This window comes from Thermococcus henrietii, assembly GCF_900198835.1.
Lineage (GTDB): Archaea > Methanobacteriota_B > Thermococci > Thermococcales > Thermococcaceae > Thermococcus > Thermococcus henrietii.
The window spans coordinates 1916985-1942059 of record NZ_LT900021.1; the positions used below are offsets into that span (position 1 = coordinate 1916985).

The window sequence follows — 25075 nt, forward strand, 5'->3', positions numbered from 1 at the left end:
AGCTTTTAAGGGTTTAGGTGGGTGAGCAGTTCCTCAACCGTTACGCAGTCCTCGCACCTGCGCCGGAAGCCCCTCGCGATCAGCAGGTAATTCCTCTCACCTTTCCACGGGGCCAAGCTGGCCTTGGCAATTAACCTGCCAAGCTCCCTCGGACCGTCGAGGGATGTTCCCCACTTGGTCTCTATGAAAGTTGCCCTCCTCTCGGCCCTGTTGATTGCCACGAGGTCAATCTCGTAGTTTCTTCCCCACTGGGGGCCGAGCTCGTCGAAGGTCAGAAACTCTCCGTTCAAATCCCACAGGACGTCGGCAACCGCCCTTTCGAAGGCCCTTCCAAGGAACGAGGTCAGGTTTTCATCGAGAAAGCGTTCGAAGGAACCGATGTCGCCGGCTTCAATGTTCTTGAGCTGGGGTTCAATCATGCTGAACCAGAAGTTGAGGAAGTTGTCCCGTATTACGTATCTCGAGCGCCTGCCTCCCAGCACCGGAACCTCGCGGGCAACGATGCCGTAGTAGCCGATGAGGGAGTCGAGGTACTTCGAGAGGCTACCCGGTTTTGTCCCGAGAACGTTTGCAATCTCCACGAGCCGGTTCTTTCCGCTCGCTATCGCCCGAAGTATCGAGTAATAGGTCCTGTACGCCCGTCCGAACTCGTCCATTAGAAGGCCTTCGCCCTCCGAAACAAGGAACGTGGAGTACCGAACCGCCTCAAGGAGGAGCCCCCGAAGGGTCTTCTTTCCGAGGAGCTCAACGAGCTCGTAATATTTTGGGACCCCTCCGAAGACCGAGTAGAACGCCAGCTTCTCCCCAGAATCCTCAACGCCGAGGTCGTCGAGCATCTGGAAAACGTGGCGCGGTCGAAGGGGCTTCAATTCCATGAAAACGGTGCTTCTCCCGTAGAGGGGCGCCTTCCTCGATGCAAAGAGGCGCTTCATCATGCCGATGTACGAACCGGAAATCACCATGAGTAACGGCTTGGACTCGTTACGGTCTACGAACCTCTGGAGGTCAAAGGCCATCGCAGGGTTCACCCTGAGAACGTTCTGGAATTCGTCGAAGAAGACCGCCCTCACATCGAGGCGCTCTAAATATTTCAGGAACTCTCCAAAGTTCTCAAACCTCGGCGAATAGCCAGTTAGTCGCTCGACTTCACTGGCAAAGTCTTCTATAAGGAGCTTTTCGCTTTTAACGCTGACGAACAGGTCCAGGAAGTCTATCCCCTCCCGCCTGAAGAACTCCCTCACGAGCCTCGTCTTTCCAACCCTTCTCCTGCCCGTGAGGACGACGAGGACGAGCCTTGAATCCGAAAGTGCGAGGGCTTTCCTCAACGTTTCCATCTCGCTGGCCCTGTCGTAGAACTTCATTATTATCCACCAACTGGATTATCCTGTTTCTGGATAAAAATGTAGCGGTCAAAGTTTATATCCCACCCCTCAAAGAGTGAAGCATGAAGGAAGTCCTGCTGAAGCTCAACGTGGTTCCCTGCAAGTTCGTGGAGAGGCTCAACCGCTTCGTTGCTCTGGTCGAGGTGAACGGCGAAATCAGAAAGGCCCTTCTCACCAACACCGGTCGCCTGGAGGAGTTTATGATTCCGGGACGAAAGGTCTTCTGCACGCCTAAGAGCGGGGGAAAGACAGACTTCGTTCTAATAGCCTTCGAGGATTTAGGGGGGAAGGGAGCGATAGTGGACACGAGGACTCAGGCGAAGGCCTTTGAAAGGGCGGTTGAGCTCGGCCTCGTCCCCTGGCTGAAGGACTGCTCGATAAAGCGGAAGGAAGTTCGCGTTGGCAACTCCCGCCTCGACTACCTCTTCGAGTGTCCCGGTGGAGAACTCTACGGCGAGATGAAGAGCGCCGTCCTGAGGGGAGGCGAGAGGGGCGAATACGCGATGTATCCCGACTGTCCGACTTTACGCGGACAGAGGCATGTTAGGGAGCTAATCGAGCTCGCCAAAGCCGGAAAGGACGCGATAATCTTCTTCATCGGTGCGATGCCCGGCGTCGAGAAGTTCAGGCCCTACGAGAAGGGCGACCCGGAACTCGCGAGACTTTTGAGGGAGGCGAAAAAGGCTGGAGTGCGAATTGAAGGCCTCTCGATTTCGCTCCTGCCCGACGGAAGGGTAATCCTCGAGAGGCCCAAGCTGAAGGTCGAGCTATGAGAACGGTTTTAAACCGGGGCGAGAATTATTGACGGTGGTGAGCATGGCGATAGTTGACGTTAGGATTCTCGTTGAAGGGGCGAGCGACGTTGAGGTCGTCAGCAAGGCCCTGCAGGGGCTCGCGTTGGGGAGCGAGTACAACATCACAATCTCCGCCATAATCCCGACGACCAACGTGGACATAGCCAAGAGTGCCGCGGCAGGCGCCGACCTTCTCATCATAGCGACCGACGCCGACCGCGTGGGAAGGGAGCTCGCGGAGAGACTCTTCAACGAGCTCGGCGAGATGGTCGGGCACATCGAGAGGATGAAGCTTCCCCTCGGCCACGACCTTGAGCACGTCGATGTGGAGCTCGTGAGGAAGGAACTGAAGAACACCCTCGTCAGGGCAGGACTGAAGAGCCTGCAGGTCCTTCCGGAGTACATGGAGCTCAGGAAACAGCTCCTCGACGTGAAGGGCAAGTACGACCAGCTCGCGAACGAGTACGAGAGCCTTTACAAGGAGCACGAGGAGCTCCAGAAGAAGTACGAGGAACTGCACGCCGAGTACGTCAGGCTGAGGAACGAGAACGAAGGCCTGAGAGAGCTCCTCGACAAGAAGAGCAGGCCGGTTAAGATTGAAGAAGCGTGGACAAACCTCTTCCCGGCCGAACCCGTTCCGGACGAGAGGATTTTTGCCATAGCGGTTGAGAAGCTCGGCCTTGCCGGAAAGGTCGTGGTCGGCCAGGGCTACGTATTCGCCGAGGAGAAGGAGCTCGTGGAGGAACTCATGAAGACCGTTTACCTGAGCCTCGCCATAAAGGAGGGCCTTGAGGAGAAAGCCGAGAGCGAGGAAACCGTTGAGCGGAAGGAGGAAAAGCCCGAACCCGGGGAGAAAGCCGGGGAAGAAATCGAAATCATCGAGGCAGAGCTCAAACCGGACGAACTGCTCTAAGGGCTGAGCGATGGACGAGGTTATAGAGGAGTTCGAGACATACCTCGACCTCGAGGGCAAGAGCCCGAACACGATTAGGATGTACTCCTACTACGTCAGGCGATACCTCGAATGGGGTGGAGCTTTGAACGCGCGCTCCGCCCTCCGCTTCTTGGCGAGGTTAAGGAGGGAGGGCTACTCCAACAGGAGCTTAAACCTCGTCGTCCAGGCTTTGAGGGCCTACTTCCGCTTCGAGGGCTACGATGAGGAAGCGGAGAAGCTGAAGCCACCGAAGGTGCCGAGGAGCCTGCCGAAAGCTTTGACGCGCGAAGAGGTCAAGAAGCTTCTCTCCGTCATTCCACCTACGCGAAAGAGGGACAGGCTGATAGTTCTGTTACTCTACGGGGCGGGTCTTCGTGTCAGCGAGCTCTGCAACCTGAAGAAGAGTGAAGTCGACTTGGAGAGGGGCATAATAGTCGTCCGCGGTGGAAAAGGGGCCAAGGACAGGGTCGTGCCGATTCCGGAGTTCCTGGTGGAGAAAATCCGTTCCTACCTCGAAACGCGCTCCGATTCGAGCGAATATTTACTCGTAGAGGAGTGGAGGAAGAACAAGGACAAACTGTCAACGAAAACCGTCTGGTACCTTTTGAAGAAGTACGGGAAGAGGGCGGGCGTTGAAGTCACGCCCCACAGGCTTCGCCACAGCTTCGCAACGCACATGCTCGAGCGCGGGGTTGACATAAGGGCCATTCAAGAACTTCTCGGCCACTCCAACCTCTCAACAACTCAGATTTACACGAAGGTCACCGTCGAGCACCTCAGGAAAGCCCAGGAAAAGGCGAGGCTCATGGAGGGGCTGGTGGAGTGAGCCCAAGCAGGAACTTCCAGAGGGGAACTACCCTTATCTTCCGCCCCTCAAACTCCAGCACGTCTTCTTCGTCGAGAGTAACGACCGTGAGGTTCTTGCAATTGAGCGTTTTGGACGCGCGGATAAGGGCTGAAATCTCTCGTTCCCTGGCATCTTCAAGGCTTAGGGTGACCTGAATCAGTTCAACGACTCTCCCGGATTCAGAAACCACGAAATCAACCTCCTTCTCGCCGGAACCGCCATAGTAGTGAATCTCCAGGAGAGGATTGAAGTAGTGCTTCCTCCTGAGTAGCTCAAGGAAGACCGCGTTTTCCATGTCCCTTCCGGCCTCTTTACGCGAGAAGAGGGCAAGGCCAGTGTCCACGAGGTAGACCTTCTTCGGCGCCCTGAGGGATTCCTTCTCGGAGCGGGCGAACTTGGGGAGGAAGAAAACGAAGAACGAGTCTTCCAAAGCCCTGAGGTACTCAAGAACGGTCGTCTTCGACGTCCCGAACTCCGACTTGAGGAAGCGGTGTATCGCGCTGTACGACGTGTACTTGGCGTAGCTCGCCAGGAGAAGCTTGACTATGGCCTCAACGAGGGCCACGTTCCTTATCCCATGCCTCTCAACGACGTCCCTCGTTATCATCACCGAGAGATACTCTTCAAGGATTCTAACCCTGTCCTCGAACAGCGCCACTTCCGGAAAAGCGCCATAATAAAGGTACTCGTCGAGCAGTTTCCGCACTCGATTGGCGGTTCTGCCGTAGAGGTCCTTCCGCTCAAAGGATAAGCCCCTGAACCTCAGGAACTCCCTGAAGGATAGGGGAAGCAGAGTGTACGCTACCCCCCGTCCCCTGAGCTGGGTGGCAACTTCCCTCGACAGCAACCGCGACGAAGAGCCGGTAACCGCCACGAGGAAACCCTCATCAAGGAGGTATCTAACGCCGATTTCCCAGTCAGGGACGTTTTGAACCTCGTCGAGCAAAAAGTGAACCTTCTTCCCGATGTTTTCGGGGTAGAGGTCGAAGTAAGCATCAACGAGTTTTGGAAAGTCACGTCCGGTTATTCCAAAGAGAAAGGGATTTTCAAAGTTCAGGTAAACATAGCGCTCCCGTTCTTCACCTATAAACGAGTAGAGGAGGTACGTCTTCCCCGAGCGCCTCGGGCCGACAATCGCGGTTGCTTTGCCTGGAATGAACGTGAGCTTGAGTTCCCTCTCGATTACCTCAGGAAGTTCACGCTCGTGGAAGAGCCTTATGTATCGCTTGACGTCCTCGGGGTTCATGGTACTATACACTGTACCAATACTTAAAAGGGTTTGGTACTCTTTACTGTACCAAAAACAGCTTTTCTTGGTACATCGCACAGTACCAATCAAAGGCATGTCTAAAGGTCCCCTAGAGAGCCCTAGAGAGAACAAGAAAACATTAAGAAGACGTCAAAGCGCGCCCTTCTCCCTCAGAAGCGCGAGGTAGCTCGTGAAGGCTCCCGTCGAGATTGTATCGCCGAGGCCGACCGTCGAAACAGGGTTCTTAACGAGCCTCGTCGGGATTATCACGACCTTGTACTCCCTCGTGCGGAGCCTCCTCTTGGCCTCCTCAAAGCGGAGCTTGACGTACTCCCCGCGCTCGTTGTAGGGGACGCTCAGACCGACCTTGAAGTCCTCGGGCGAGCGGACGTCGCCGAGCGAGGCCCTCGCGGCCGCTAAAGTCGTCGCCAGCTCAAGACTCTTTCTGAGCTCGTCCTCGCTCAACGGGTTGTCGGCGTGGGTGATGTACATGAGGTAGTAAATCGTGTGGATTTGCAAAACTTCGAGGTTCATCTCGTCTATGAGGATTTTTCCGCCCAAGACAGTGTCCTCGATGCGGTTGTAGGTGAATATCCTGTCGGCGAGCTTGGAGTAACCGAGGGCACTCAGGACGTAGGCTATCTCAGACTCGTCCATACCGACACTGTCAACGAGCGGGAAGAGGTTGTAGATGACCTTCTTCCTGAGTTCCCTGCTCTGTATCGAGGCGAACTCGAGGTGGACCTTGACGTCCTTCTCGCGCTTGAGCAGGAGGATGTCCTTCTTCGCCTCCCTAAGGTAGTAGTTCGCGTCCTTCCCGTCGGAATAGCGAAGCCTTATCCCCTGATAGCCTGAAAGAATAGCGCCGTCAACCTGGAGGCCAATCTCTGGTAGGAACGGCTTAAGCTTCTCCTCCGTGTAAATCCTTATGCTCTCGAAGCGGGCCGAAACGATGAAGCGACCAGAGTAAGGAACTGTAATAGTCTCGTCGCCCAGCCTGAAGGTCGTTCCGGCGCGGAACTCGAAAATCCTGTTCACCTTGACCGGGTCGTTCTCGCGGTAGGCCTCGCGGGGGTGCTTCAGAACGAGCTTTCCGTTCTCAACGACGGGGTAGAAGAGGTTCTTCTTTGGAACGAACATCTCGGCCTGCCTCTTCGCGAGGTGTGGGGTGTAGACGATTACCTTCCTGAAGTCGAGGTTGGCCAAGAGGTTCGCTATTATTCCCGCCTGACCTCCGATTCTCTCAACGTCGTACTTGAAGTGGGTGTCAAACCAGCCCTGGAGCTCCTCGTTGACGAGTGGAACCGCCATCGGCTTACCCGTCTTGAGCGCATGAACGAGCCTCGCAACGAAGTCAATCGGCTCCTCAATCTGCCTGGGGAACTCTTCCATCCTCCTCCTGACGGCATCGGCGCCGAACTCGTCTATGAGCCTCTGAACGGTTTCGCCCTTGAGGTAGACTATCGCGTCAACGTTAGCGTTGTAGGCCGTGAAAATCGACAGCTTCCTTGCCTCGTCGAGGAGCTCCATCATTTGTATCACCCTCAGTGACTAACTATGGAGGAGTTGAGGGAGGACTCTTAAAAGGGTTTCGTTTTAAATTAGGAAAGCAAAAAAGAGTTAGGGGAAGCCGGGTCAATACTCGGTGAAGAGCCTCCCGAGGCTCGGAATCCGCTCCATGACGTCCATCTCCCTTAAAGCCAGCCAGAGGGAGGCCTGGTTGCTGGTAACGACCGGAACGCCAAGGTCGTTCTCAAGGGTCTCGATGATTTCGAAGGTCCTCCAGTTGGTGCAACTTATGAAAATCGCCTCCGCCTCGTCGGTGAAGCTCGCCTTCGCGAGGCGGTAAGCGGTGTAGGGCTCAAGCTTGCCGATTGCCCCGTTGTCCTCGAGGCCGAGACCTCTGATGTCGAGAACCGTGAACTCGTTGGCCTCAAGGAACTCCTTCTCGCGCTGGTTAATCTCGTCGGTGTAGGGCGTTACCACGAGTATTTCTCTCGCGTCGAGCATCTTGAGGGCCTCTATCACCGCGGTGCTCGTGCTTATCACCGGGACGTTCACCTCGTCCTCGATTTCCATCTCAAGCTTTTTCTCGTAGTCCTTTCCGCCGATGAAGGAACCGCTCGTGCACCCGTAGAGTATCAGCTCAACGCCCGCGTCTCTGAGCAGTCTGGCGCTCTCGACTGCCAAAGTGTTCATCTTCACGAGCTCCTCTTCGGTGACGTTCCTGAGCGGAACCCTGGCGGTGTGAAGCGAAACGCCCTCCGGCAGGTAATCGTGAAGCTCCATCTCCATCGTGGTGTTCGAGGAGGGAACTATAAGGCCAAGCCTTCCTCTCCATCCGTACATACTTTCACCCTCCGGGGTTTCTCGGCGCTTCTATTAAACCTTTGGTTTCGAAAAGGGATTAATAAAGGAATCCCCAACGGTGACCGGTGGGAACATGGAACTGGACGAGGCGATAATGAAGAGGACCTCCGTGCGCTACTTCCTCGAAAAGCCCGTGCCGGAGGAAGATGTGAGAAAGCTCATCGAGAGCGCAATAAGGGCCCCAACCGCGAGCGGACTTGAGAACTGGCTCTTCGTTGTTTTCAGGAGCGAGGAGGCGAGGAAGAAGCTCTACGAGCTCATAGCGGAGGGTATGGAGGTTTATTACCGCGCCGTCAACCTGCCGGAGGAGAAGATAGAGAAGCTCAGGAAGAGGATGTACGAGGAGGGCATGTTCAGGGCGCCGGTTTACATAGCAGTCTTCATAGACAAGAGGGTTCGCTTCCTTCCGGGAAAGGAGTTCGACGAGGTTGAGTTCATCTGGAGCGTCGAGAGCGCATCGATGGCCATTCAGAACCTCATGCTCAAGGCGGTGGAGCTCGGCCTCGGCACGGTCTACATCGGCGTGACGAGCTTCAGGGGAATCGAGGAGAAAGTCAGAGAGCTCGCGGGTCTCGACGAGAATCACTACCTCGTGGGAGTCATTCCCGTCGGCTATCCGAAGAGCGAGCCCAAGCCGAGGAAGAGGAAGAAGGGCGTCGATAACGTAACGAGGTTCATCTAAACTTTTTTATCCCCTTTATCCAAGCAAGGACGATAGCCATGATAGAGTTCGTAATCCTCCTCGGGGTCATCGGTGGCTGGCTCGTGATGACGTCAACGCTCTTCCTCATGCTCGCCTTCGGCAAGATGTGGGGATTAGTCGGGGTGCTCTTCCTCGTGGGGTTCATCGTCATGAACCAGAGCTGGAAGGTCCGCTACATGCGCGCCATAGTCGACGCCACCCCGAGGGCGAAGGAACTGGCGAGGCACATCTTTGAGATGAACGAGCTGATTCTGCTCTCATCTTACCTGATGTCCCTCGTGCTCTACACGGTCATCCAGAAATACATAGAGATTGTTGTCAAGTTCCCGGTGGCGAGGTGATTCCATGAACGTCGTCATAGTCCGCTACGGTGAGATTGGAACGAAGTCGAGGCAGACGAGGAGATGGTTCGAGAACATACTCATGAACAACATACGCGAGGCTCTCGTGAGCGAAGGAATCGAGTTTAAAAAGGTCGAGGCCAAGCACGGGAGGATTCTCGTGAGGACGAACAAAGCCAAAGAGGCCGTTGAGGTCCTTACGAGGATTTTTGGCATAGTCTCGCTCTCGCCGGCGATGGAAGTCGAGGCGAACCTTGAGAAAATAAACAAAACCGCGCTAAAGCTCTTCAGGAGGAAGAAGAGGGAGCTTGGCCTTGAGAGGCCGAAGTTCCGCGTCACGGCGAGGAGAATCACCAAGGAGTTCCCTCTGAAGAGCCCCGAGGTTCAGGCCAAGGTTGGGGAGTACATACTCGAGAACGAGGAGAGCGAGGTTGACCTTCACAACTACGATATCGAGGTCGGCGTCGAGCTGATGGAGGGCAAAGCGTACGTCTTCGTTGACAAGGTTAAAGCCTGGGGGGGACTGCCGATAGGCACGCAGGGCAAGGTCGTTGCGCTCCTCAGCGGGGGCATAGACTCGCCGGTCGCCGCTTTCCTGATGATGAAGCGCGGTGTCGAAGTGATTCCAGTCCACATTTACATGGGCGAGAAGACCCTTGAGAAGGTCAGGAAAATCTGGAACCAGCTGAAGAAGTACCACTACGGCGGAAAGGCCGAGCTTATAGTTGTCAAGCCGAAGGAGCGCGAGAGAATCCTCGAGAAGCTGAAGGAACTTAAGAAGGAAAAGTACACCTGCGTGTTCTGCAAGTTCATGATGGTGAGGCACGCGGATAAGATAGCCAAGGACTTCGGCGCGAAGGGCATCGTGATGGGCGACTCCCTCGGGCAGGTTGCCAGCCAGACGCTCGAAAACATGTACATCGTCAGCCAGGCGAGCGACTTACCGATTTATAGGCCGTTGATAGGCATGGACAAGGAGGAGATAGTCAGGATAGCGAAGAGAATCGGAACCTTCGAGCTTTCAACGCTTCCCGAGGACGAGATACCCTTCATTCCAAAGCACCCGATAATTAGGGGCTCGTGGGAGGAGTTCAGGAAGCTCTACAGGGTGGTCTTTGGCGAGGAGCCGAGGAAGAGGGAGTGCTGAGGTGGTCGTGGTGGAACTCGAACGCTTCGCTTCCTACGTAGCCCTCTCCCTGCCCATCATCTTCATCGTGGGCCTTGCAATAGTCATCCACGCCAACCCGTGGTTCTCCTTCACGAACAACGCGCTGAGCGACATGGGCTCGCTCAAGAACCCCAACCGCTGGCTCTTCAACGGATTCCTGATGTTCTTCGCGGTAGTTGCAATGGTTCCGTCCGTTGTAGCCTTCAAGCACGGCCTATCCTACCTGATGCCCTTCGCTCTGGTATTCCTGTTCCTCGTCGGGGTTTTTCCGGAGGAGACCCCTTACCACACCCCCTCGGCGGTTCTGTTCTACGTTCTGGCTTTAGCTGATATAGCGCTCGTCGGGATAAAGCTCGGGCGGGAAAACCCTATCAACTACCTCTGGAGTGTCCTCTCGGTTGTCGTGTTCCTCACGATGCTCTACCTGATTAGGGCGAGGGTCTTCAAGGGGCTGGCGATTCCGGAGTTGATAGGGGCATCGCTAATCCTCGCGTGGTTCGTCTACATCGGCCTTCTCCTCAAAGGTTTAAAACCCTGAGTTGAAGAAAGCCTCATAAAAGCCCGCCCGAAGTTCCAGTCATGAAGACCGTCGCACTGCTCAGCTCGGGCATCGACTCACCCGTGGCAATCTACCTGATGCTCCGGAAGGGTGTGGAAGTAGTTCCGGTTCACTTCAGGCAGGATTCCATCAAGGAGGAGAAGGTCCACGAGCTCTGGGAGGTTCTGAGTAAATACGGGGAGCTCGACGAGTTAATCACGGTGGACTTCACGGAGGAGCACGTGCCGGTGTTTGAGAGGCTGAAGGAGCTCAAGAAGGAGCGCTGGACCTGCGTCTTCTGCAAGTGGCTGATGCTTAGAAGGGCCTGCAGGATTGGGCACGAGGTCGGGGCGAGCGCGATAATAACCGGCGACTCCCTCGGACAGGTCGCTTCACAGACGCTCGATAACCTCCTAATCGTCAGCCGGGCGAGTGATTTGCCGGTTCTGAGGCCTTTAATCGGACTCGACAAGGAGGAAATCGTCAGGATAGCGAAGAAAATCGGAACCTTCGAGATAAGCGCCCGCGAGGAGCCTGGCTGTCCATTCACGCCGAGGTATCCGATAGTCAGGGGTTCGGCGGGCGAGTTCGAGAGGATTAGGGGCCTGCTGTGATTACCCATTTTTGTCCACAACTGAACGTTTTAGGAAGGTTTTTAAGGAAACCCCCAAACCCCTCCCGGTGACGGCCATGAACGTGTTCGAGAACAGTATCGAGCTGTTCGAGAGGTACAAGCCGACGCCCCTCCTCAGGCTGAGGACGAGGGGGGATGTCTTTTGCCAAGTTAGAGTTCTTTAACCCGTTCAGCAGGAGCATAAAGGACAGAACGGCCTACAAACTGCTCTTCTCGGCCCTTGAAAACGGAAACGTTGGGAGCGTTTTTGAGGCAAGCTCCGGCAACACGGCAATAGCACTCGCCTCGCTGAGCAACGTGCTCGGTGTAAAGTTCAGGGCCTACCTGCCGAGGCCAACGCCAAAATCTACACGCGTTCTGCTCGGCGTTCTCGGGGCGGAGGTCATTCTAACGGACTTCGAGACGATAGACCGGGAGATGGTGGAGTTCGTCAGGGGAGAAGCTGAGAGGAGCGGAGCTCTAAACCTGAACCAGTACGAGAACGAGAACAACTTCATGGCCCACAGGGAAACCGGAAGGGAGATAGCAGAGCAACTGGAGAGCATCGGGAAGAGGCCCGACCTCCTTATAGCGGGAGTTGGCACCTCTGGGCACATCGCCGGGATTGGGAGCTACCTGAAGGAGCGCTACGGAACGAGGGTCGTGGGCGTCGTTCCTGCGAAGGGTGAGAGGATTCCCGGGATAAAAGGCCTCGACACCGGGCCGAAGTGGATAAGCTATGTTGACGAGGTCGTCGAGGTTACCCTTGAGGAAGCTATTGCCGGGGTCAGGGAAGTTGCAAGGCTCAACGGAATCCTCGTTGGGTTGAGCTCCGGCGCAGTTTACCGGGCGATGAAGGAGCTAAAGCCGGAAGGAACGACTGTCCTAATCTTCCCGGACGACGGCTTCAAGTACGTCGAGATTTTTGAGAGGTTCTCCTGACGGAGGAAAGGCTTTAAAGGCCCCCTCCAACTTTTTCCATGCTCAACCTCAAGCCACCAAGGCTCGCCACGTACCTGCTCACCATCAACGGAATACTCCTCCTCGGCTACGCCTACTACTGGAGCTCGGTTACGTACCTGTTCTTCGGCCTGCTCAACCTCGTCCTGGCTTACGGCGTCGGGCGGGAGAACAGGAGGGCGATAAAGGTTGCACTGGTCTATATAGCGATAGAGTTCTTCTTAGCGTTGTTCTACTTAATCTCCGGCGACATATACTCGGCTGTGGACGCGGCGATAAGCTTTTTCATAATGCACGACATACTGAGCTACATCGAGCTCGTCTACAAGGAGGAAAAAGAAGCTGAGGAAATGGGAGAAAAGACGGAAAGCGATTAAGCGCACCTCTCATTGTACTCCGAGCTTACCTCAGGCTTCTTCTCCTTCGGCTCCTTGAGGATGATTCTCGCGTCGACCACAACCGCGCCCTTGCCCTTCTCGTAGAGGAAGACGGGGTTGAGGTCCATCTCCTTGATGTAGTCCCTGAGCTCGTCGACAAGCTGGCTGACCTTGAGGAGCAGGTCAACGATGGCGTCTATGTCTGCCGGCTCCTCTCCACGCGCCCCAGCTAAAATCGGGTAGCTCTTGATTTCTTTAATCATCTTCCTCGCATCGCGCTCGGTTATTGGGATAATGCGGAAGGTGACGTCCTTGAGAACCTCGACGAAGATTCCGCCGAGACCGAACATTATCGCGTGGCCGAACTGCGGGTCCTCGGTGACGCCTATGATTATCTCCCTGCCGGGCTTGAGCATCGGGGCGACCAAGACGCCGAGGATTTCGGCGTCGGGACGGTATCTCCTTGCGTTCTCGTGTATCTCCCCCCACTTCTGCCTGAGCTCCTCGGGGCTCTTGATGTTGAGAAGGACTACCTTCGCGTCGCTCTTGTGGAGTATCTGAGGCGACATCAGTTTCAGGGCAACGGGGTAGCCTATCTCCTCCGCGTACTTCAAAGCCTCATCGAGGGTCTTGGCGAGCTTCTCCTCCGGCACTGGGAGGCCGTAAGCTTTTAAAACCTGCTTGGCCTCGAACTCAACCATGGCCGTCCTGCCCTGGGACAGGACGGACTCAATAACTTTGAGCGCCTCCTCCCTCATGGTATCACCACCGGTGAGTAAACATCATTCCTCTTTAACTTTTTTCACATATTGGGCGTATCTAACGAGACCTGCTAAAGCGCGGACGCCCCTCTCGGGGGTCGGGTAAACTGGAACGCCCTTCTCCTCCAGCATTTTGGCGTAGCGGTCGGTCTTCTTACCGCCCATCGCAACGGCCACAATCGGCTTGTCGCTCTTCTTCTGGTAGTCGGCTATGATGTTGATGACCTTCTCCTCCTCGAGGAGTGGAACCTGGAAGAGCACTATGACGAGTATAGCGTCAACGTTCGGGTCCTTGGTGAAGGCTTCAAGGGCAAGCCTGTAGCGCTCCGCGTCGGTATCTCCAACGACGTCAGTGGGGTTGCCGACGACCGCGTGCGGTGGGAACTTCTCCTTGAGGAACTTGACGGTTTCCTCGCTGAGGTCCGCCATCTTGAGGCCGAACTTCGCTACCGCGTCGCTGGCCATGACTCCAGCGCCACCGCCGTCGGTGATGATGCCTATCCTATCGCCCTTTGGAAGCTTGTCCTTGAGCTCGGCGAAAGCCTTGGCCAGGTCGAACATATGCTCGAAGTCCTCGGCGCGGATTATACCCGTCTGCTTGAAGACGGCATCGTAAATCGTGTCGGCTCCAGCGAGAGAGCCGGTGTGGCTTGATGCCGCTTTGGCTCCGTACTCGGTCCTTCCGCTCTTGAGGGCTATCACCGGCTTGACCTTCGTTATCCTCTTGGCCGCCTCTATGAACTTCCTTCCGTCCTTGACGCCCTCGATGTAGAAGGTGACGACGTTTATCTCGTCGTCGTGGATGAAGTAGTCCATCAAATCGGCGTCATCAACGTCGAGCTTGTTTCCGTAGCTGACCATCTTGCCGATTCCTATGCCCGCTCCGGCGGCCCAGTCGAGCATCGCAGCGGCGAAGGCACCGCTCTGGCTGACGAACGCTATCGGCCCGCTCTCGGGCCTGTCCATCTTGCTCTCCGGCAGGAAGACGGTGTCAACGCCGGTGTCTGGAACGTAAACGCCGACGCAGTTCGGGCCGATGACGCGTATGCCGTTGGCCTTGGCTATCTCGTAGATTTCCCTTTCGAGCTTCTTTCCTTCCTCGCCAAGCTCTCCGAAACCGCCGGTGATGATGATGACGGCCTTTATGCCCTTCTCCGCTATGTCCCTCATCGTGGCCGGGACGTAGGGAGCTGGAATCGATATAACGGCCAAATCGGTATCGTCCGGGAGCTCCTTAACGCTGTGATAAACCTTGTATCCGTCAATCTCGTCGAGTTTGGGGTTCACGGGATAGACCTTCCCCTTGAAGACCCCGCGCTCCCTGTTCATCCTGAAGTTCTCGAAGATGACGTTACCAACCTTCCCCTTCTTGTTGGTTGCACCGATGATAGCGACCGCCTTCGGGTCGAAGAAGGGCTTCAGTTCCTCCACTATCTTCTCAGCCATGCTCGTCCCTCCAGAAGTTATCCGGGAGTTCCTTCGGTGGGGATGTATAAAAGGGTTGCGTTTTGTAAAAGTGGACCTCAATGAACTTCAAAGCTCACCAATGTCTCTGAGAAAGGTCAGACTAACCCGAGCGTCGTTGAGGCTCGAGACCTCGAGGGCACGGCTGAACTTCATAAGCCGGGGCAGGACCTTCCGCCAGGGGACGGTTCCCTTCCCGAGGGGCAGGTGCTCGTCGCTCTTCCCGGAGTTGTCATGAAGGTGGACGTGAACGATTCTATCGCCGAGGAGCTCCGTAAAGCGCTCGAAGGGAAAGCCGACGGTGTTGAGGTGGCCGACGTCGAGGGTGACGCCGAGGCCGATGCCATCCAGAAGTTCGGCCAGTCTCTCGGGGGTTTGGGCGTCGAGTATCGGAAAGCTCGGCATGTTCTCAACGCCAACCTTAACGCCGAACTCCTCGGAAAGCCCCTCAAGTTCCCGAAGGGACTCCCTGTGGACGCGGTTGTAGTCGTCGCGGAACTTCCTACTCGCCGGCGAGCAGTGGCCGGGGTGAACCGTAACCACGAGCGCGTTCAAGCGGGAAGCAACGTCAAGCGTCTCCCGCAGGACTTCGATGGAAGCCCTCCTGAGCCTCTCGTTGAGCGAGCCTATGTTGACGTCGCTGAAGGGAGCGTGGACGGTAACCCCAAGCTCGAAGCTACCGAGAACGTCGGCATAGGCCCTCCACGTTTCCCCCGTTAGGAAGTTCGGCCACTCGCTGACCAGCTCGACGAAGTCGAAGCCAAGCCCCTCCGCTTCCTCAAGCCAGCGTTCGAACTCCTCAGGAGTCCTACCCGTGTAAGACGTCATCGAGAGCCCTATCATGCTCCCACCACTGCAGTGGTATCCACCACACCAAAAGGCAACTCCACTTAAATGCTTTGGCCGAAAAATTAAATAGGCTTTCTTCAAAGCTTTAAACGGTGACGCTGAGGTGGAGGAGTGGGATGAGGTAGAGGTTCCAGACAACGTCAAGGACATATTCATCGAAATGAAGAACACTGCAGAGCTGATGGTTGATTTAGCCTATTCAGCCGTTCTCTTCAAGGAGAAAGAGATGGCTGAGGAGGTTCTCGAACTCGAAGAGTATCTCGACATACTCAATTACAACCTCGCGGTGAGGGCTGTTTTAGCTGCGAGAAACATGAGGGAGGCGGAGCAGATAACTTCCATCCTCCAGATGGCCCGCTCCATAGATGACATCTCAAACGCGGCGGGCGATTTGGCTAAGATGGTACTTGAGGAAAAGCTCCACCCGCTGATTACCGAGGTAATCCTCGAGAGTGAGGAGACGATAGGCAAAATCGTTGTTTCGCCCGAGTCCGCCCTCGTTGGAAAGACCCTTGAAGAACTCGACCTTGCGACTAACACTGGGGTCTGGGTGATAGCGATAAGGCGTGGCAAGCGGTGGATTTTCGACCCCGACGAGGACACAAAGATACTTCCAAACGACATCCTCATCGGCAGGGGAACGAGGACGGCCCTAGACTACCTGAAGGAGATAGCGAGGGGCAACATCAAGGTGATGCCCAATGAGTGAGGAAGAAATCCGCAACTGCCTCGTTGAGATGAAGGACCTGTCCGCCCTCATGATTGATTTGGCTTTCTCGTCAGTCATGTACAACAGCGAGGACATAGCGGAGGAAGTCTATCTCTTGGAGGAGAAGATGGACGACCTCACGCTGAAGGTCAAGAAGCTCGCCCTGAGACTCGCCAAGAAGGAGGAGGACCCCGAGAGCCTGCTGAGCATCATAGATTTGGCGGACATCAACGAGCGCATAAGCGATGCCGCCTACGGAATAGCGGACATAATCCTCCGCGACATCGAGCCCCACCCGATTATTCAGAAGATAATGGAGGACACCGAGGAGGAGCTGGGAAGGGTAACCGTCAGGCCCGGTTCGGTTCTAATCGGCAGGACCCTCGAACAGCTCAAGCTTCCGAGCAAGATAGGCACGAGGATTCTGGCAATAAAGCGCGGCGAGCGCTACATCTACAACCCCGGAAGGAAGGACACGATTGAAGAAGGCGACGTCCTCATAGCGGTCAGCTCAGACATGGACAAGCTGAGAAAGCTGGCGGGCGAGGAAGTGGAAGAGGAGGAGTAACCCCTTTCTCATTTTATATCCTCGTCCCTGACGAGTCCCTTCGCGTAGGGGCACAGCTCCTTCAGCGGACAGCTTTCGCACTTCGGCCTTATCGGCTTGCATATGCTCCTCCCGTGGTCGACCATCGCGTGGTTCACGTAAATCCACTTGTCCCCCGGAATCAGCTCCATCAGGTACTCCTCGACCTTCTCAGGGGAAACCCTCGGAGGAGCGAGGCCGAGGCGCTTGCTTATCCTGTTCACGTGAGTGTCAACCGGAATGGCCCGCTTTCCAAAGCCGTAAGCCAGAACGATGTTGGCGCACTTCCGGCCTATGCCCGGCAGTTTCATCAGCTCGTTGATGTCGTCCGGAACCTTTCCACCGTACTTCTCAAGGATTATCCGCGATGCCTTCACAATCCACTCGCCCTTCGTCTTCCAGAGGCCGACGCCCCTCTTTCTGAGGAACTCGCGCATCTCGTCAACCGGCGTGCTAGCTATTGTCTCGATGTCCTTGTACTTCTCGAAGAGCTCCTCCCAGACGCGGTAGGTGACCTCGTCCCTCATGCGCTGCGAGATTATGCAGTGAACCAGCGTCCTGTAGGGGTCGCCGATTAGGAGCTTCTCCCTCGGGTGGGTCTTCATGAGGATTTCAACGATTTTTTCGGCCCTTCTCCTCTTCTCCTCCCAGCTCTCCTCGAAGGTGAAGCCCTCAAGGCTCAACGACAGTGACTTTCTCGCCATGCACTACCACCACCTTTTCCCCGGCGGCTCTAACCTTTTTCAGGTTCTCGAACTCCCTGCTATAAACCTTTTGCCCGCTCCAGTTGTAGATTCGAACCTCGCTCCCGATGACGAGGACGAGGCCCTTTGCGAAGGGAATGGCGTCATCTACCTCCCCCTCGAACTCAAGCGTGAACTCCTCGACCTCCCCAGCGGAGAACTCGATTTTCGTCCCCTTGTCCACCTTCAGGGGGCTCGGCTCGGCCAAGAGAACCTTAAACGGCAGGGGCTTTCCGAGGAGTTCCACCTCGACGGTCTCTCCAGTCTTCAGCTCCCTGCCCCTGAGCTTCTCCCTCACTATATCCTCGAAACCGGCTGGAAGTTCAGCCTCGAAGAGCGGCTTTAGGACGACCTTCATGGAACCACCAAAAGGGATTGGGAAGGGAGGAAAAAAGGTTAGCGCCTCCGCGTGGTTAGCGGAAGGACTGCAAGGGCAAGGAGCAGGACTGCACCGGGTCCGCAGATTCCGCTGGACGTCTCTGGCGGCGAGGCCGTCGTCGGCCGCTGAACCTCGACGTGAACCTGCCTGCTGACTCCAAGGACGTGCTCATCGGGAATCCACGCCGGAGGCTTCTCGCCGAGCGTTCTGAGAATTGCGGCGAGGAGAGGATGGCTCTTGGTCTTAGGCTTCCTGTCCGCAGTGATTTCCCAGACCATAACACCCCCCAGAGTGTGGTTGAGGGCGTAGCTCACTTTTATGGCTATGCTCTTAGGGTCGTCGTAGGTTATGAAAACGCCCCTGCAGTAGGCCCAGGGCACCCTTGAGACGTTGCTCCAGTAGCGGGTGCACTTTCCGCTCGCTATCCTGCCGGCTATGTCCCAGTAGTCCATGACGCCGTGCGTCTCGCTCGCGGGTCCCCACGTTCCGGCAGGGGTGCCGCTGAACCTCTGGTAGAGACCGTGATTTGCCGGCGGAACGTTGGCAAAGGCCCTACCGTAGAAGGGAACCCCGAGGACGAGCTTCTCGCCGGGAACCCTCTTCAGGTACCAGCTTATCGTTTCATTGACGCTCCCGAGCCCAGGCCCGTTGGGGTCCTGGTAGAGGGGCGCGTTGAAGTAGGTAACGTTCAGCCAGGGTCCCGCGTAGTCGTAGGCCATGACGTCTATGAAATCAACGATTTTGGAAACCTCCTCCCAGTTCACCCGAGACGCTATGGTCGTGTTGGCAGGGGCGGCGACCGTTAGGAGGTAATGCTTCCACGTGCTCGCGTTGTCAAGGGCTTTCCTGATGGTTTTGAGGAGGAGGACGAAGTTCTTTCCGTCGTCGGGTCTGACGTGGTTCCCCTCCTTACCCCCACCTCCGGGGTACTCCCAGTCGATATCAACGCCGTCGAAGCCGTACTTTTTGAGTATCCCCACGACGCTCCTCGCGAAGTTCTCACGCTTGACGGGGTCGGCGGCTATGTCGGAGAAATACTTGCTCAGAGTCCAACCACCAACGGAGACAAGGATTTTGACGGCCGGATACTCCTTTTTGAGTCTCTTAAAGGCCTCAAAGTTCATTGGGTCCGCATACGAGTCGGCCCACGTGACGGTTCCGTTCGGAAGGGGCTTCAGGAAGGCGTAGAGCACGTGGGTGACGTTCTCGAAGGGAATGTCATAGGGTGAGAACGCCCTCGCATAGATGCCCCAAGAGATGTAGTAGACGACGATGCGGTACGGCTGGGGAGGTGTTTTCACTATTAAGACGTTGGAGGGCCTTCCAAGCTTGCCACCCTCGAAAACCGGCCGGATGAAGTAGTAGTAGGTCGTGTTTCCGTGGAGGGAGTCATCAACGAAATTAGTGGCCGGGATTATCGGACCGAGCCTCTCCCAGTCTCCGCTCCCAGGAGGACTGGACGTGACGCGCTTGGCCCTCCAGAGTGAGCCGTTGTACTGAACGACCTCACCCTTAAGGTACGCCTCGCCCGGCGTAAAGCTTGAGTAGTTGCTCCAGTTCACGGTCACTATGGGACTATCAGTCACGTTGTCTCGGGAAGTACTCCGGTAAACGCGGTACGCTATTGCACCTTTAACGGGACTCCACGTGAGGTTCACTGCGTCCCAACCGAGTATCCCAGCCTTCAGAGAGGGACCCGACCCAGCATAGACGGGACGGTTGGTCATGGGAAGAACGCCGATGAGGAGGATAACGAGAAAGGGCACGAGAATCCGCCTCATGAATCTCACCTCGAGGGGAGGATAAAAGAAAAGAACTCAAATGGGGACCACGGCCGCCTCTGCGGCTCCCGAGTGAACTTTGACAAAGGCGTTCATGAACTCCACGAAGACGTGGCTGTAAGCCCAGTCCGGGTTGCTGGTACCGCTGTTGGTCGGCGAAACCTGTCCTTCCTGCCCGGGGTGGTCACGGTCGACGCTCCAGAAGGAGAGGGAGCGTATCTTGTGCTCTATGGCCCACTCCACGAGCTTCCTAGCGTCGCTGAGAGTGAAGACGCTGTGGTCGTCGTTTGTTCCTATCATCGGGGTGAGGCCAATCATGCCCCAAATCTCCGAGTCGCTCTTGTTTGGATAGAGCTTCTTAAGCTGGCTGAACAGGTGCTCGGCCACCTTTATGGCATTGTCTGCGTTCGATGGGGTCCAGTAGTAATCCATGGTCATGGCGTTCACCCGGTCAATTCTGACGCCTTTCTCAACCATCGTTTGGATTATTGAGTAGCCGCTTCCAACGAGACCCGCTCCAGGGTCTGTGGGTAGGGTGAAGCTTATCCGTATCCCCGGCCTCTCGCGCTGAACGATGAGCAGTGCATCCGCGAGGAGGTCTGCGTTTATTGAGGATTCAATGTCAAAATCAATGTAGCTGACGTTGTAAGTGTCAATCACCTGGAGGTACCACTTTGCGAGCTGTTCGGCACTCTGAGCCTGCTGACAGAGGTAGGGGCCAACGGCGCCACCGAAGCTTATTATCACATCGCCACCGGCCTTCCTAAGCTGTTTGACCTCGTCAACGTACTTGTCAAGCGGTAGCTTTCCTCCCCAGCTCGGACCGTTGTACGCGGAGCCGTAAAGGACGAAGGCGAGGGTGAAATATGGAGTTCCCGTGAGCTTGTAATACTCGACCAGCGGCTTGTGGACGCCAGTGAGGGTCATGTCTATGTAGGGCGCAAAGAAGTGCTCCGGAAGTCCAGGACCTGCAGGAACGTAGGTGTTGTTGCCCGGAGCAGGAGTCGGAGTCGTGTTGTTGCTCGGCGTGCCGTTTCCTGGTGACGGTGCGGGGGTTGAGTTGCTCTGGTTCTGCGCCGGAACGGAGCTTCCCTCTGGCCAGACGTCCCAGACCTTGCCGTTTACCTCGAGAACCATCTGCTCAACGGGCTTGCTCCCACTTGCTATGAAGCCGAAGGTCGCTGTGGGGCCGCGGTTCCAGCTCACGGGTGTCAGGACTATCCAGCCGTCTTTCTTGGCTTTATTCACACTCCATATGCTGGTTATTCTGGAGCCATCCCTGAGCTTAACCTTGACGACCCAGTCGTACTGACCGCCGAGGTTCAGGGTAACATCGTACTCGGTGCTTCCCCAATCCGTAACGCGAACGCTTATCGCACCAGGCTTCAGCACGCTACCGTTGCTCGGAGAGGGAGTTGGTGCTGGAGTGGTGTTGTTGGCCGGTGTGGTGTTGCTCTGGTTACCCGGAGTGGGAGCGGTTCCGTTGCTCGGGGCCGTTTGGTTCTGAGAGGGAGTCGAGTTTGTTTGATTGCCAACGCCCGGGTTCGTAACGTTGCTGGGCATCGGAATCGGACCGAGCTCGGGCGTGAAGTTCAAGGGAGGAAGGCCGCTCTGGTTTGTGTACCGGTTGAATATCCTGCTGAACTCGTAGTCCTGGATGTTGGGAAGGCTTGAGTGGTGGGGTGAAACGCCACTGCTTCCCGGGTGGTCCCTGGTCATTGACCACATTGAAAGCATTCCGACCCCGGTTTTGTTCGCCCACGCGAGGAGCTTCCAGGCATCACTTGGGTAGAAGACCTCGCTGGTGACGTCGTTGACGCCAATCATCGGCGTTATGCTAATCATTTCCCAAATCTCGGCGTCGCTCTTGTTGGGGAACAGCTCCTTGAGCTGTTTGAAGGTGTTTTGAGCGGCTTGAATGGCGTAGTCGCCCATCTTGCCGTCCGGATTTGGAGCCGCCCAGTCACCGTAGTCCATGGCCATTATATCAACCCTGTCAATCCTGACGCCGTTCTTGATGGCGTCCTTGAGGAGGTCTATTCCAGGCTGGGTAAGACCACTCGGGAGAACGGGAAGGGTAAAGCCTATGTGGACGTTCGGGAAATCCTTCTGAACTATCGCCAGAGCCTTGGCACGCCTGTCGTTCTCCTGGGCGTTCTGGAGGTAGGCACCCTCGACGTCGAAGGTGAGCCACGTGGCGTTGTACGTCGTGATGACTTCCTCGATGGCCTTCGCGAGCTCCTCTGGGGTTGAACACTTCTCCGCGAGGTACGGCCCGTTGGCGCCGCCGAATGCTATCTCGACGTCGCCGCCCATCTCGCGAACCTTGTTGATTTCATCAACGTAGAAGCCACTGCTAACCGGATAAGCACCCGCCCAAGCCGGCGTGCAGGTACCGTTGTTCGAGGCAATGATAAAGGCGAGGTTGAAGAACCTTACACCGGTCTTCTTCATCATTTCACTTATCGAGGGCGTTGGCCAGAGGGTTATGTCCACGTAGGGCGAGAATACACGGTTCGGCCACTGAACCTTCGAGGCAACGGCAACCTTGGAGTTCGTCGGCGTTGTTGGGGAGTTGTCGGTCGAACCACCGCCCAATCCGCGGAACTCGGATGGAACGGGGGTCCCCTTGGGCCAAACGTCCCAAACGGCGTTGTTAACGACGAGAACCATGACGGCGCTCTTAACGCTTCCGGTGTACGTGAACCCAAAGCTCGCCGTTGGTCCCCTGTTCCAGCTCCGCGGTGTGAAGACCACCCAGCTTCCGTTGGCTGATTTGTAGGCGCTCCAGTAGCTGGCGACCGTTGCCCCGTCAAGCTTAACGTAGAGCTTCCAGTCGTACTGGCCTCCAAGGTTGAGCGTAATGTCGTACTCGCCGCCAGTTCCCCAGCTGGAGTGGTGAACCTCGATTGCGCCCGGCTTCAGAGGGGTGGTGTTGGTGCCGTTTGAGGGAGCAGGAGTCGGAGTCGTGTTTGTTTGATTCTGGGAGGGAGCAGGATTTGTCTGGTTCTGGGAAGGTGTCGAGTTGGTCTGGTTACCCTGAGAGGGGAAGGTTTCATTGCTCGGTGTAGTGTTCGTCTGGTTGTTGCCTGGAGTTGTTCCGTTGTAAACCGGAACGGGAACGGTGAGGTTTGACGGAACGTTTGAGCCTATGTAGTATATGTCGGGAATCCATGCCGGCGGCTTCTCCCTGAGGTGCTCGAGGATTGCGTCGAGAAGCGGGTGGTTGCTGGTTCCTGGCTTCCTGTCCGCGGTGATTTCCCAGACCATAACGCCCCCAAGGCTGTTCTTCAGCATGTAATCGACTTTTATCCCGATGCTCTTGGGATTGTCAAAGGTTATGAAGACCTTGCTCGAGGGACAGTACGCGTAGGGCTCCATTGTAACGTTGTCCCAGTAGAGATGGCAGCTTCCGCTCGCTATCTTGTCGGCTATGTCCCAGTAGTCCATGACGCCGTAGGTCTCGCTCGCAGGTCCCCAGGTACCGTCGGGAGTGCCTTTGAAAGGCTGGTACAGTCCATTGTTGGTGGACGGAACGTTGGCGAAGCTCCTACCATAGAAGGGCAGGCCGATTACGAGCTTTGTCCTGTCGGGAACATGCTTGAGGTACCAGTGGACGGTGTAGTTGACGTTGAACTCCCACTTTACAACGGGGTCCTTGTAAGGGGCGTTCGGGTCGGCGTAGAGCGGGGCGAGGAACCCGGTAACGTTGTCCCATGCACCGTGGTAGTCATAGGTCATTATGTCTATGAAGTTAAGGTACTTGCTAGCCTCGGTCCAGTTGATGCGGGCCGCTTTGACTGGGTCCGCGGGGGCCGCGACGGTGACAAGATAATCCTTGTGGTCGTGCTTGCTGGCGTTGTTAAAGACCTCCCTTATGGTCTTGAGGAGGAGAACGAAGTTCTTCCCGTCATCGGGCCTAACGTGGTTGCCGGTAAGCCCGCCCCCACCGGGGTACTCCCAGTCGATGTCAACTCCGTCAAGGTCGTACTGGCGGATTATCTTAAGGACACTCTCGGCAAAACGGAGCCTCTTCGCAGGGTCTGCGGCTATGTCGGAGAAGTACTTGCTTAGCGTCCAGCCGCCAACGCTGACGAGGACTTTAACCGCTGGGTATTTTTGCTTGTACTTCTTCAGCTCCTCAAGGTTGAGCGGGTCAGCGTAGGTGTCGTAGAATGTGACGCTACCGTTCTCGTTCGGCTTCAGAAAGGCGTAGAGAACGTCGGTAACCTTGGTCCAGGGGATGTCGCTCACGTAGAACTTCCTCGCGTAGCGACCCCAGGAGATGTAGTAAACTACGACGCGGTACGGTTGCTCGGGAGTTCTTAACTGGAGCACGCCGGAGGGGGTTCCAGTGGAACCATCTTTGAGTACCGGAACGACCGCGTAGAAGTACGTTGTATTGGCCTTAAGGTGGTACTGGTCAAGGTAGTGGGTCGTGGGAGTTGCATCGCCAACGAGCTCCCATGCATCCCCGCCCGGAGCGCTCTGGGTCCAGTACTTGGCGCGCCAGATTTTACCGTTGTACTCAACCATGTCACCCTGGAGATACGTCTTACCCGGCTCATATGGAGGGTAGCTACTCCAGTTGACGACAACGAGGAGGTTGTCAGGGCTGATGATGTTCGTCGGGTCCGTGGAGCGGTAGATTTCATAAGCCTTGGCATTCTCAGCCGGTGTCCAAGTTAGGTTAACCACGTCCCAAGCAATCGCTTTTCCGCTCAGCTGGATTTGAGACGATGCCGAAACAAACCCAAAGAAGGGCACAACTGCAGGCACCACCGCCAACAGCATAACGGCCACGACGGCCATGCTCAAAAACTGCCTCCGGTTCAAATGTGGTCACCTCCCCATGGGTGCTCATTATTTATCAACAACGTACACTTTATAAATTTCCCGGTTTTTGTAATCTTGTCAAAACTTGGAAATCTTCTTAGATTTGTGTACATAATCCTACCCGGTCGACGGTTAAATGCTCAAATTCTTCCAATACCTTGGAAAATCCACAAACACAGAAACCACAAGCCTTTTAAGCAATATATCACTCGATATGTCACAACAAAACATGTTTAAAAAATGAATATTTGGGGGTCACAGGAGTGGCTGCGGATAAGGATAAACTTGAGAACGCACCGGACTGGAGGGAGTACTACGAAAAAATGAAAGAGACCGCCCCACTCATCATACATTACCCCCTCTGCGGTGGGGGAGAGGAATGCATCTTCGTATGTCCGTTCAGCGATAAAATCTGGGAAGTCGTCCCGATGAAGGTTAGCCTCTTCGGCTTCAAGTACAAGGTAAGGCTCAGGCCCTTCATGGCCAATCCGGAAAACTGTAAGAAGTGTTACATCTGCGTCCAGGCATGCCCGACCGGAGCGCTGAGGCCCGTCGAGAAGCCCGTAAGGCATCCTGCCCTCGTCCTGCTGTACAATACCCTAAAACTGCCCTTCAAGAAGAAGTACGGCATCAAGTTTGTGTTCCGGAAGGAGCACGGAGAAAAGTTCAGGAAGAACAACTGAAAGCTTTT

General features: G+C 55.8%; 24 protein-coding genes. 13 read left to right on the forward strand and 11 right to left on the reverse strand.

Going from position 1 to position 25075, the window contains the following annotated elements; translation table 11 throughout:
- Positions 1–5: 5 nt before the first annotated feature.
- Entirely contained in the window at positions 6–1361 is a 1356-nt protein-coding gene (locus CS910_RS10420; RefSeq protein WP_099211825.1) for an ATP-binding protein, read from the reverse strand.
- A gap of 83 nt (positions 1362–1444) precedes the next feature.
- Between CS910_RS10420 and sfsA the strand changes: the two genes are divergently transcribed.
- The 3 genes from sfsA to xerA are packed head-to-tail and all read left to right on the forward strand — an operon-like array spanning position 1445 to position 3936.
- A complete protein-coding gene (sfsA, locus tag CS910_RS10425; protein WP_099211827.1) occupies positions 1445–2155 on the forward strand; it encodes a DNA/RNA nuclease SfsA in 711 nt (236 codons plus the stop codon).
- 43 nt (positions 2156–2198) lie between these two features.
- On the forward strand, positions 2199–3089 hold the full coding sequence (locus tag CS910_RS10430) for a toprim domain-containing protein (RefSeq protein ID WP_099211829.1): 891 nt from the start codon (positions 2199–2201) through the stop codon (positions 3087–3089).
- Between the two features lie 10 nt (positions 3090–3099).
- On the forward strand, positions 3100–3936 hold the full coding sequence (xerA, locus tag CS910_RS10435; RefSeq protein ID WP_099211831.1) for a site-specific tyrosine recombinase/integron integrase: 837 nt from the start codon (positions 3100–3102) through the stop codon (positions 3934–3936).
- On the opposite strand, the gene CS910_RS10440 is transcribed toward xerA, so the two are convergent.
- The 3 genes from CS910_RS10440 to CS910_RS10450 form a co-directional block, all read right to left on the reverse strand.
- On the reverse strand, positions 3914–5203 hold the full coding sequence (locus CS910_RS10440; protein WP_099211833.1) for an ATP-binding protein: 1290 nt from the start codon (positions 5201–5203) through the stop codon (positions 3914–3916). The two genes, xerA and CS910_RS10440, sit on opposite strands and share 23 nt — an antisense overlap.
- A gap of 153 nt (positions 5204–5356) precedes the next feature.
- Positions 5357–6739, reverse strand: a complete 1383-nt coding sequence (gene pfkC, locus CS910_RS10445; protein ID WP_099211835.1) for an ADP-specific phosphofructokinase — start codon at positions 6737–6739, stop codon at positions 5357–5359.
- Positions 6740–6841: 102 nt separating this feature from the next.
- Positions 6842–7555 (reverse strand): maleate cis-trans isomerase family protein, encoded by a 714-nt coding sequence (locus tag CS910_RS10450; protein WP_099211837.1) that lies wholly within the window; start codon positions 7553–7555, stop codon positions 6842–6844.
- Positions 7556–7649: 94 nt separating this feature from the next.
- On the opposite strand from CS910_RS10450, the gene CS910_RS10455 reads away from it, so the two are divergent.
- The 7 genes from CS910_RS10455 to CS910_RS10485 all read left to right on the forward strand — a co-directional run bounded on the left by CS910_RS10455 (position 7650) and on the right by CS910_RS10485 (position 12276).
- The gene (locus CS910_RS10455) at positions 7650–8258 is read left to right on the forward strand and encodes a nitroreductase family protein (protein ID WP_099211839.1); all 609 of its coding nucleotides are present in this window, start codon (positions 7650–7652) and stop codon (positions 8256–8258) included.
- Positions 8259–8296: 38 nt separating this feature from the next.
- Positions 8297–8620: a hypothetical protein gene (locus tag CS910_RS10460; RefSeq protein WP_099211841.1), complete on the forward strand. Its 324-nt coding sequence runs from the start codon at positions 8297–8299 to the stop codon at positions 8618–8620.
- 4 nt (positions 8621–8624) lie between these two features.
- A complete protein-coding gene (gene thiI / locus CS910_RS10465; RefSeq protein ID WP_099211843.1) occupies positions 8625–9767 on the forward strand; it encodes a tRNA uracil 4-sulfurtransferase ThiI in 1143 nt (380 codons plus the stop codon).
- Between the two features lie 10 nt (positions 9768–9777).
- A complete protein-coding gene (locus CS910_RS10470) occupies positions 9778–10326 on the forward strand; it encodes a DUF998 domain-containing protein (protein ID WP_099211845.1) in 549 nt (182 codons plus the stop codon).
- A 41-nt stretch (positions 10327–10367) separates the two neighbouring features.
- Positions 10368–10940 carry an adenine nucleotide alpha hydrolase family protein gene (locus CS910_RS10475; protein WP_099211847.1) on the forward strand — a complete coding sequence of 191 codons (573 nt, stop codon included), beginning with the start codon at positions 10368–10370 and terminating at the stop codon, positions 10938–10940.
- A gap of 155 nt (positions 10941–11095) precedes the next feature.
- Positions 11096–11881: a PLP-dependent cysteine synthase family protein gene (locus tag CS910_RS10480; protein WP_099211849.1), complete on the forward strand. Its 786-nt coding sequence runs from the start codon at positions 11096–11098 to the stop codon at positions 11879–11881.
- Positions 11882–11919: 38 nt separating this feature from the next.
- A complete protein-coding gene (locus CS910_RS10485) occupies positions 11920–12276 on the forward strand; it encodes a hypothetical protein (RefSeq protein WP_099211851.1) in 357 nt (118 codons plus the stop codon).
- On the opposite strand, the gene CS910_RS10490 is transcribed toward CS910_RS10485, so the two are convergent.
- From CS910_RS10490 to CS910_RS10500, 3 genes are all read right to left on the reverse strand, one after another.
- The gene (locus CS910_RS10490) at positions 12273–13034 is read right to left on the reverse strand and encodes an acetate--CoA ligase family protein (protein ID WP_099211853.1); all 762 of its coding nucleotides are present in this window, start codon (positions 13032–13034) and stop codon (positions 12273–12275) included. The two genes, CS910_RS10485 and CS910_RS10490, sit on opposite strands and share 4 nt — an antisense overlap.
- Positions 13035–13058: 24 nt before the next feature.
- On the reverse strand, positions 13059–14483 hold the full coding sequence (locus CS910_RS10495; RefSeq protein WP_099211855.1) for an acetate--CoA ligase family protein: 1425 nt from the start codon (positions 14481–14483) through the stop codon (positions 13059–13061).
- Between the two features lie 87 nt (positions 14484–14570).
- Positions 14571–15344: a sugar phosphate isomerase/epimerase family protein gene (locus tag CS910_RS10500; protein ID WP_099211857.1), complete on the reverse strand. Its 774-nt coding sequence runs from the start codon at positions 15342–15344 to the stop codon at positions 14571–14573.
- 109 nt (positions 15345–15453) lie between these two features.
- Between CS910_RS10500 and CS910_RS10505 the strand changes: the two genes are divergently transcribed.
- A complete protein-coding gene (locus CS910_RS10505) occupies positions 15454–16059 on the forward strand; it encodes a potassium channel family protein (RefSeq protein ID WP_099211859.1) in 606 nt (201 codons plus the stop codon).
- Positions 16052–16627: a potassium channel family protein gene (locus CS910_RS10510; protein ID WP_099211861.1), complete on the forward strand. Its 576-nt coding sequence runs from the start codon at positions 16052–16054 to the stop codon at positions 16625–16627. Before CS910_RS10505 ends, CS910_RS10510 begins: the two co-directional genes overlap by 8 nt.
- Positions 16628–16635: 8 nt before the next feature.
- Here the strand turns inward: CS910_RS10510 and CS910_RS10515 are convergent, their stop codons facing one another.
- The 4 genes from CS910_RS10515 to CS910_RS10530 are packed head-to-tail and all read right to left on the reverse strand — an operon-like array spanning position 16636 to position 24384.
- Entirely contained in the window at positions 16636–17349 is a 714-nt protein-coding gene (locus CS910_RS10515; protein WP_099211863.1) for an endonuclease III domain-containing protein, read from the reverse strand.
- Positions 17318–17746: a DUF6849 domain-containing protein gene (locus CS910_RS10520; RefSeq protein ID WP_099211865.1), complete on the reverse strand. Its 429-nt coding sequence runs from the start codon at positions 17744–17746 to the stop codon at positions 17318–17320. The genes CS910_RS10515 and CS910_RS10520 overlap by 32 nt, the downstream gene beginning before the upstream one ends.
- Before the next feature lie 38 nt (positions 17747–17784).
- Positions 17785–19548, reverse strand: coding sequence for a glycosyl hydrolase family 18 protein (locus tag CS910_RS10525; RefSeq protein WP_099211867.1), 1764 nt, complete (start codon positions 19546–19548; stop codon positions 17785–17787).
- A 36-nt stretch (positions 19549–19584) separates the two neighbouring features.
- Positions 19585–24384, reverse strand: coding sequence for a glycosyl hydrolase family 18 protein (locus CS910_RS10530; protein WP_145955413.1), 4800 nt, complete (start codon positions 24382–24384; stop codon positions 19585–19587).
- A gap of 263 nt (positions 24385–24647) precedes the next feature.
- Here CS910_RS10530 and CS910_RS10535 point away from each other — a divergent pair, with 263 nt between their 5' ends.
- Positions 24648–25067, forward strand: coding sequence for a 4Fe-4S dicluster domain-containing protein (locus CS910_RS10535; protein ID WP_223211960.1), 420 nt, complete (start codon positions 24648–24650; stop codon positions 25065–25067).
- Positions 25068–25075: the final 8 nt, after the last annotated feature.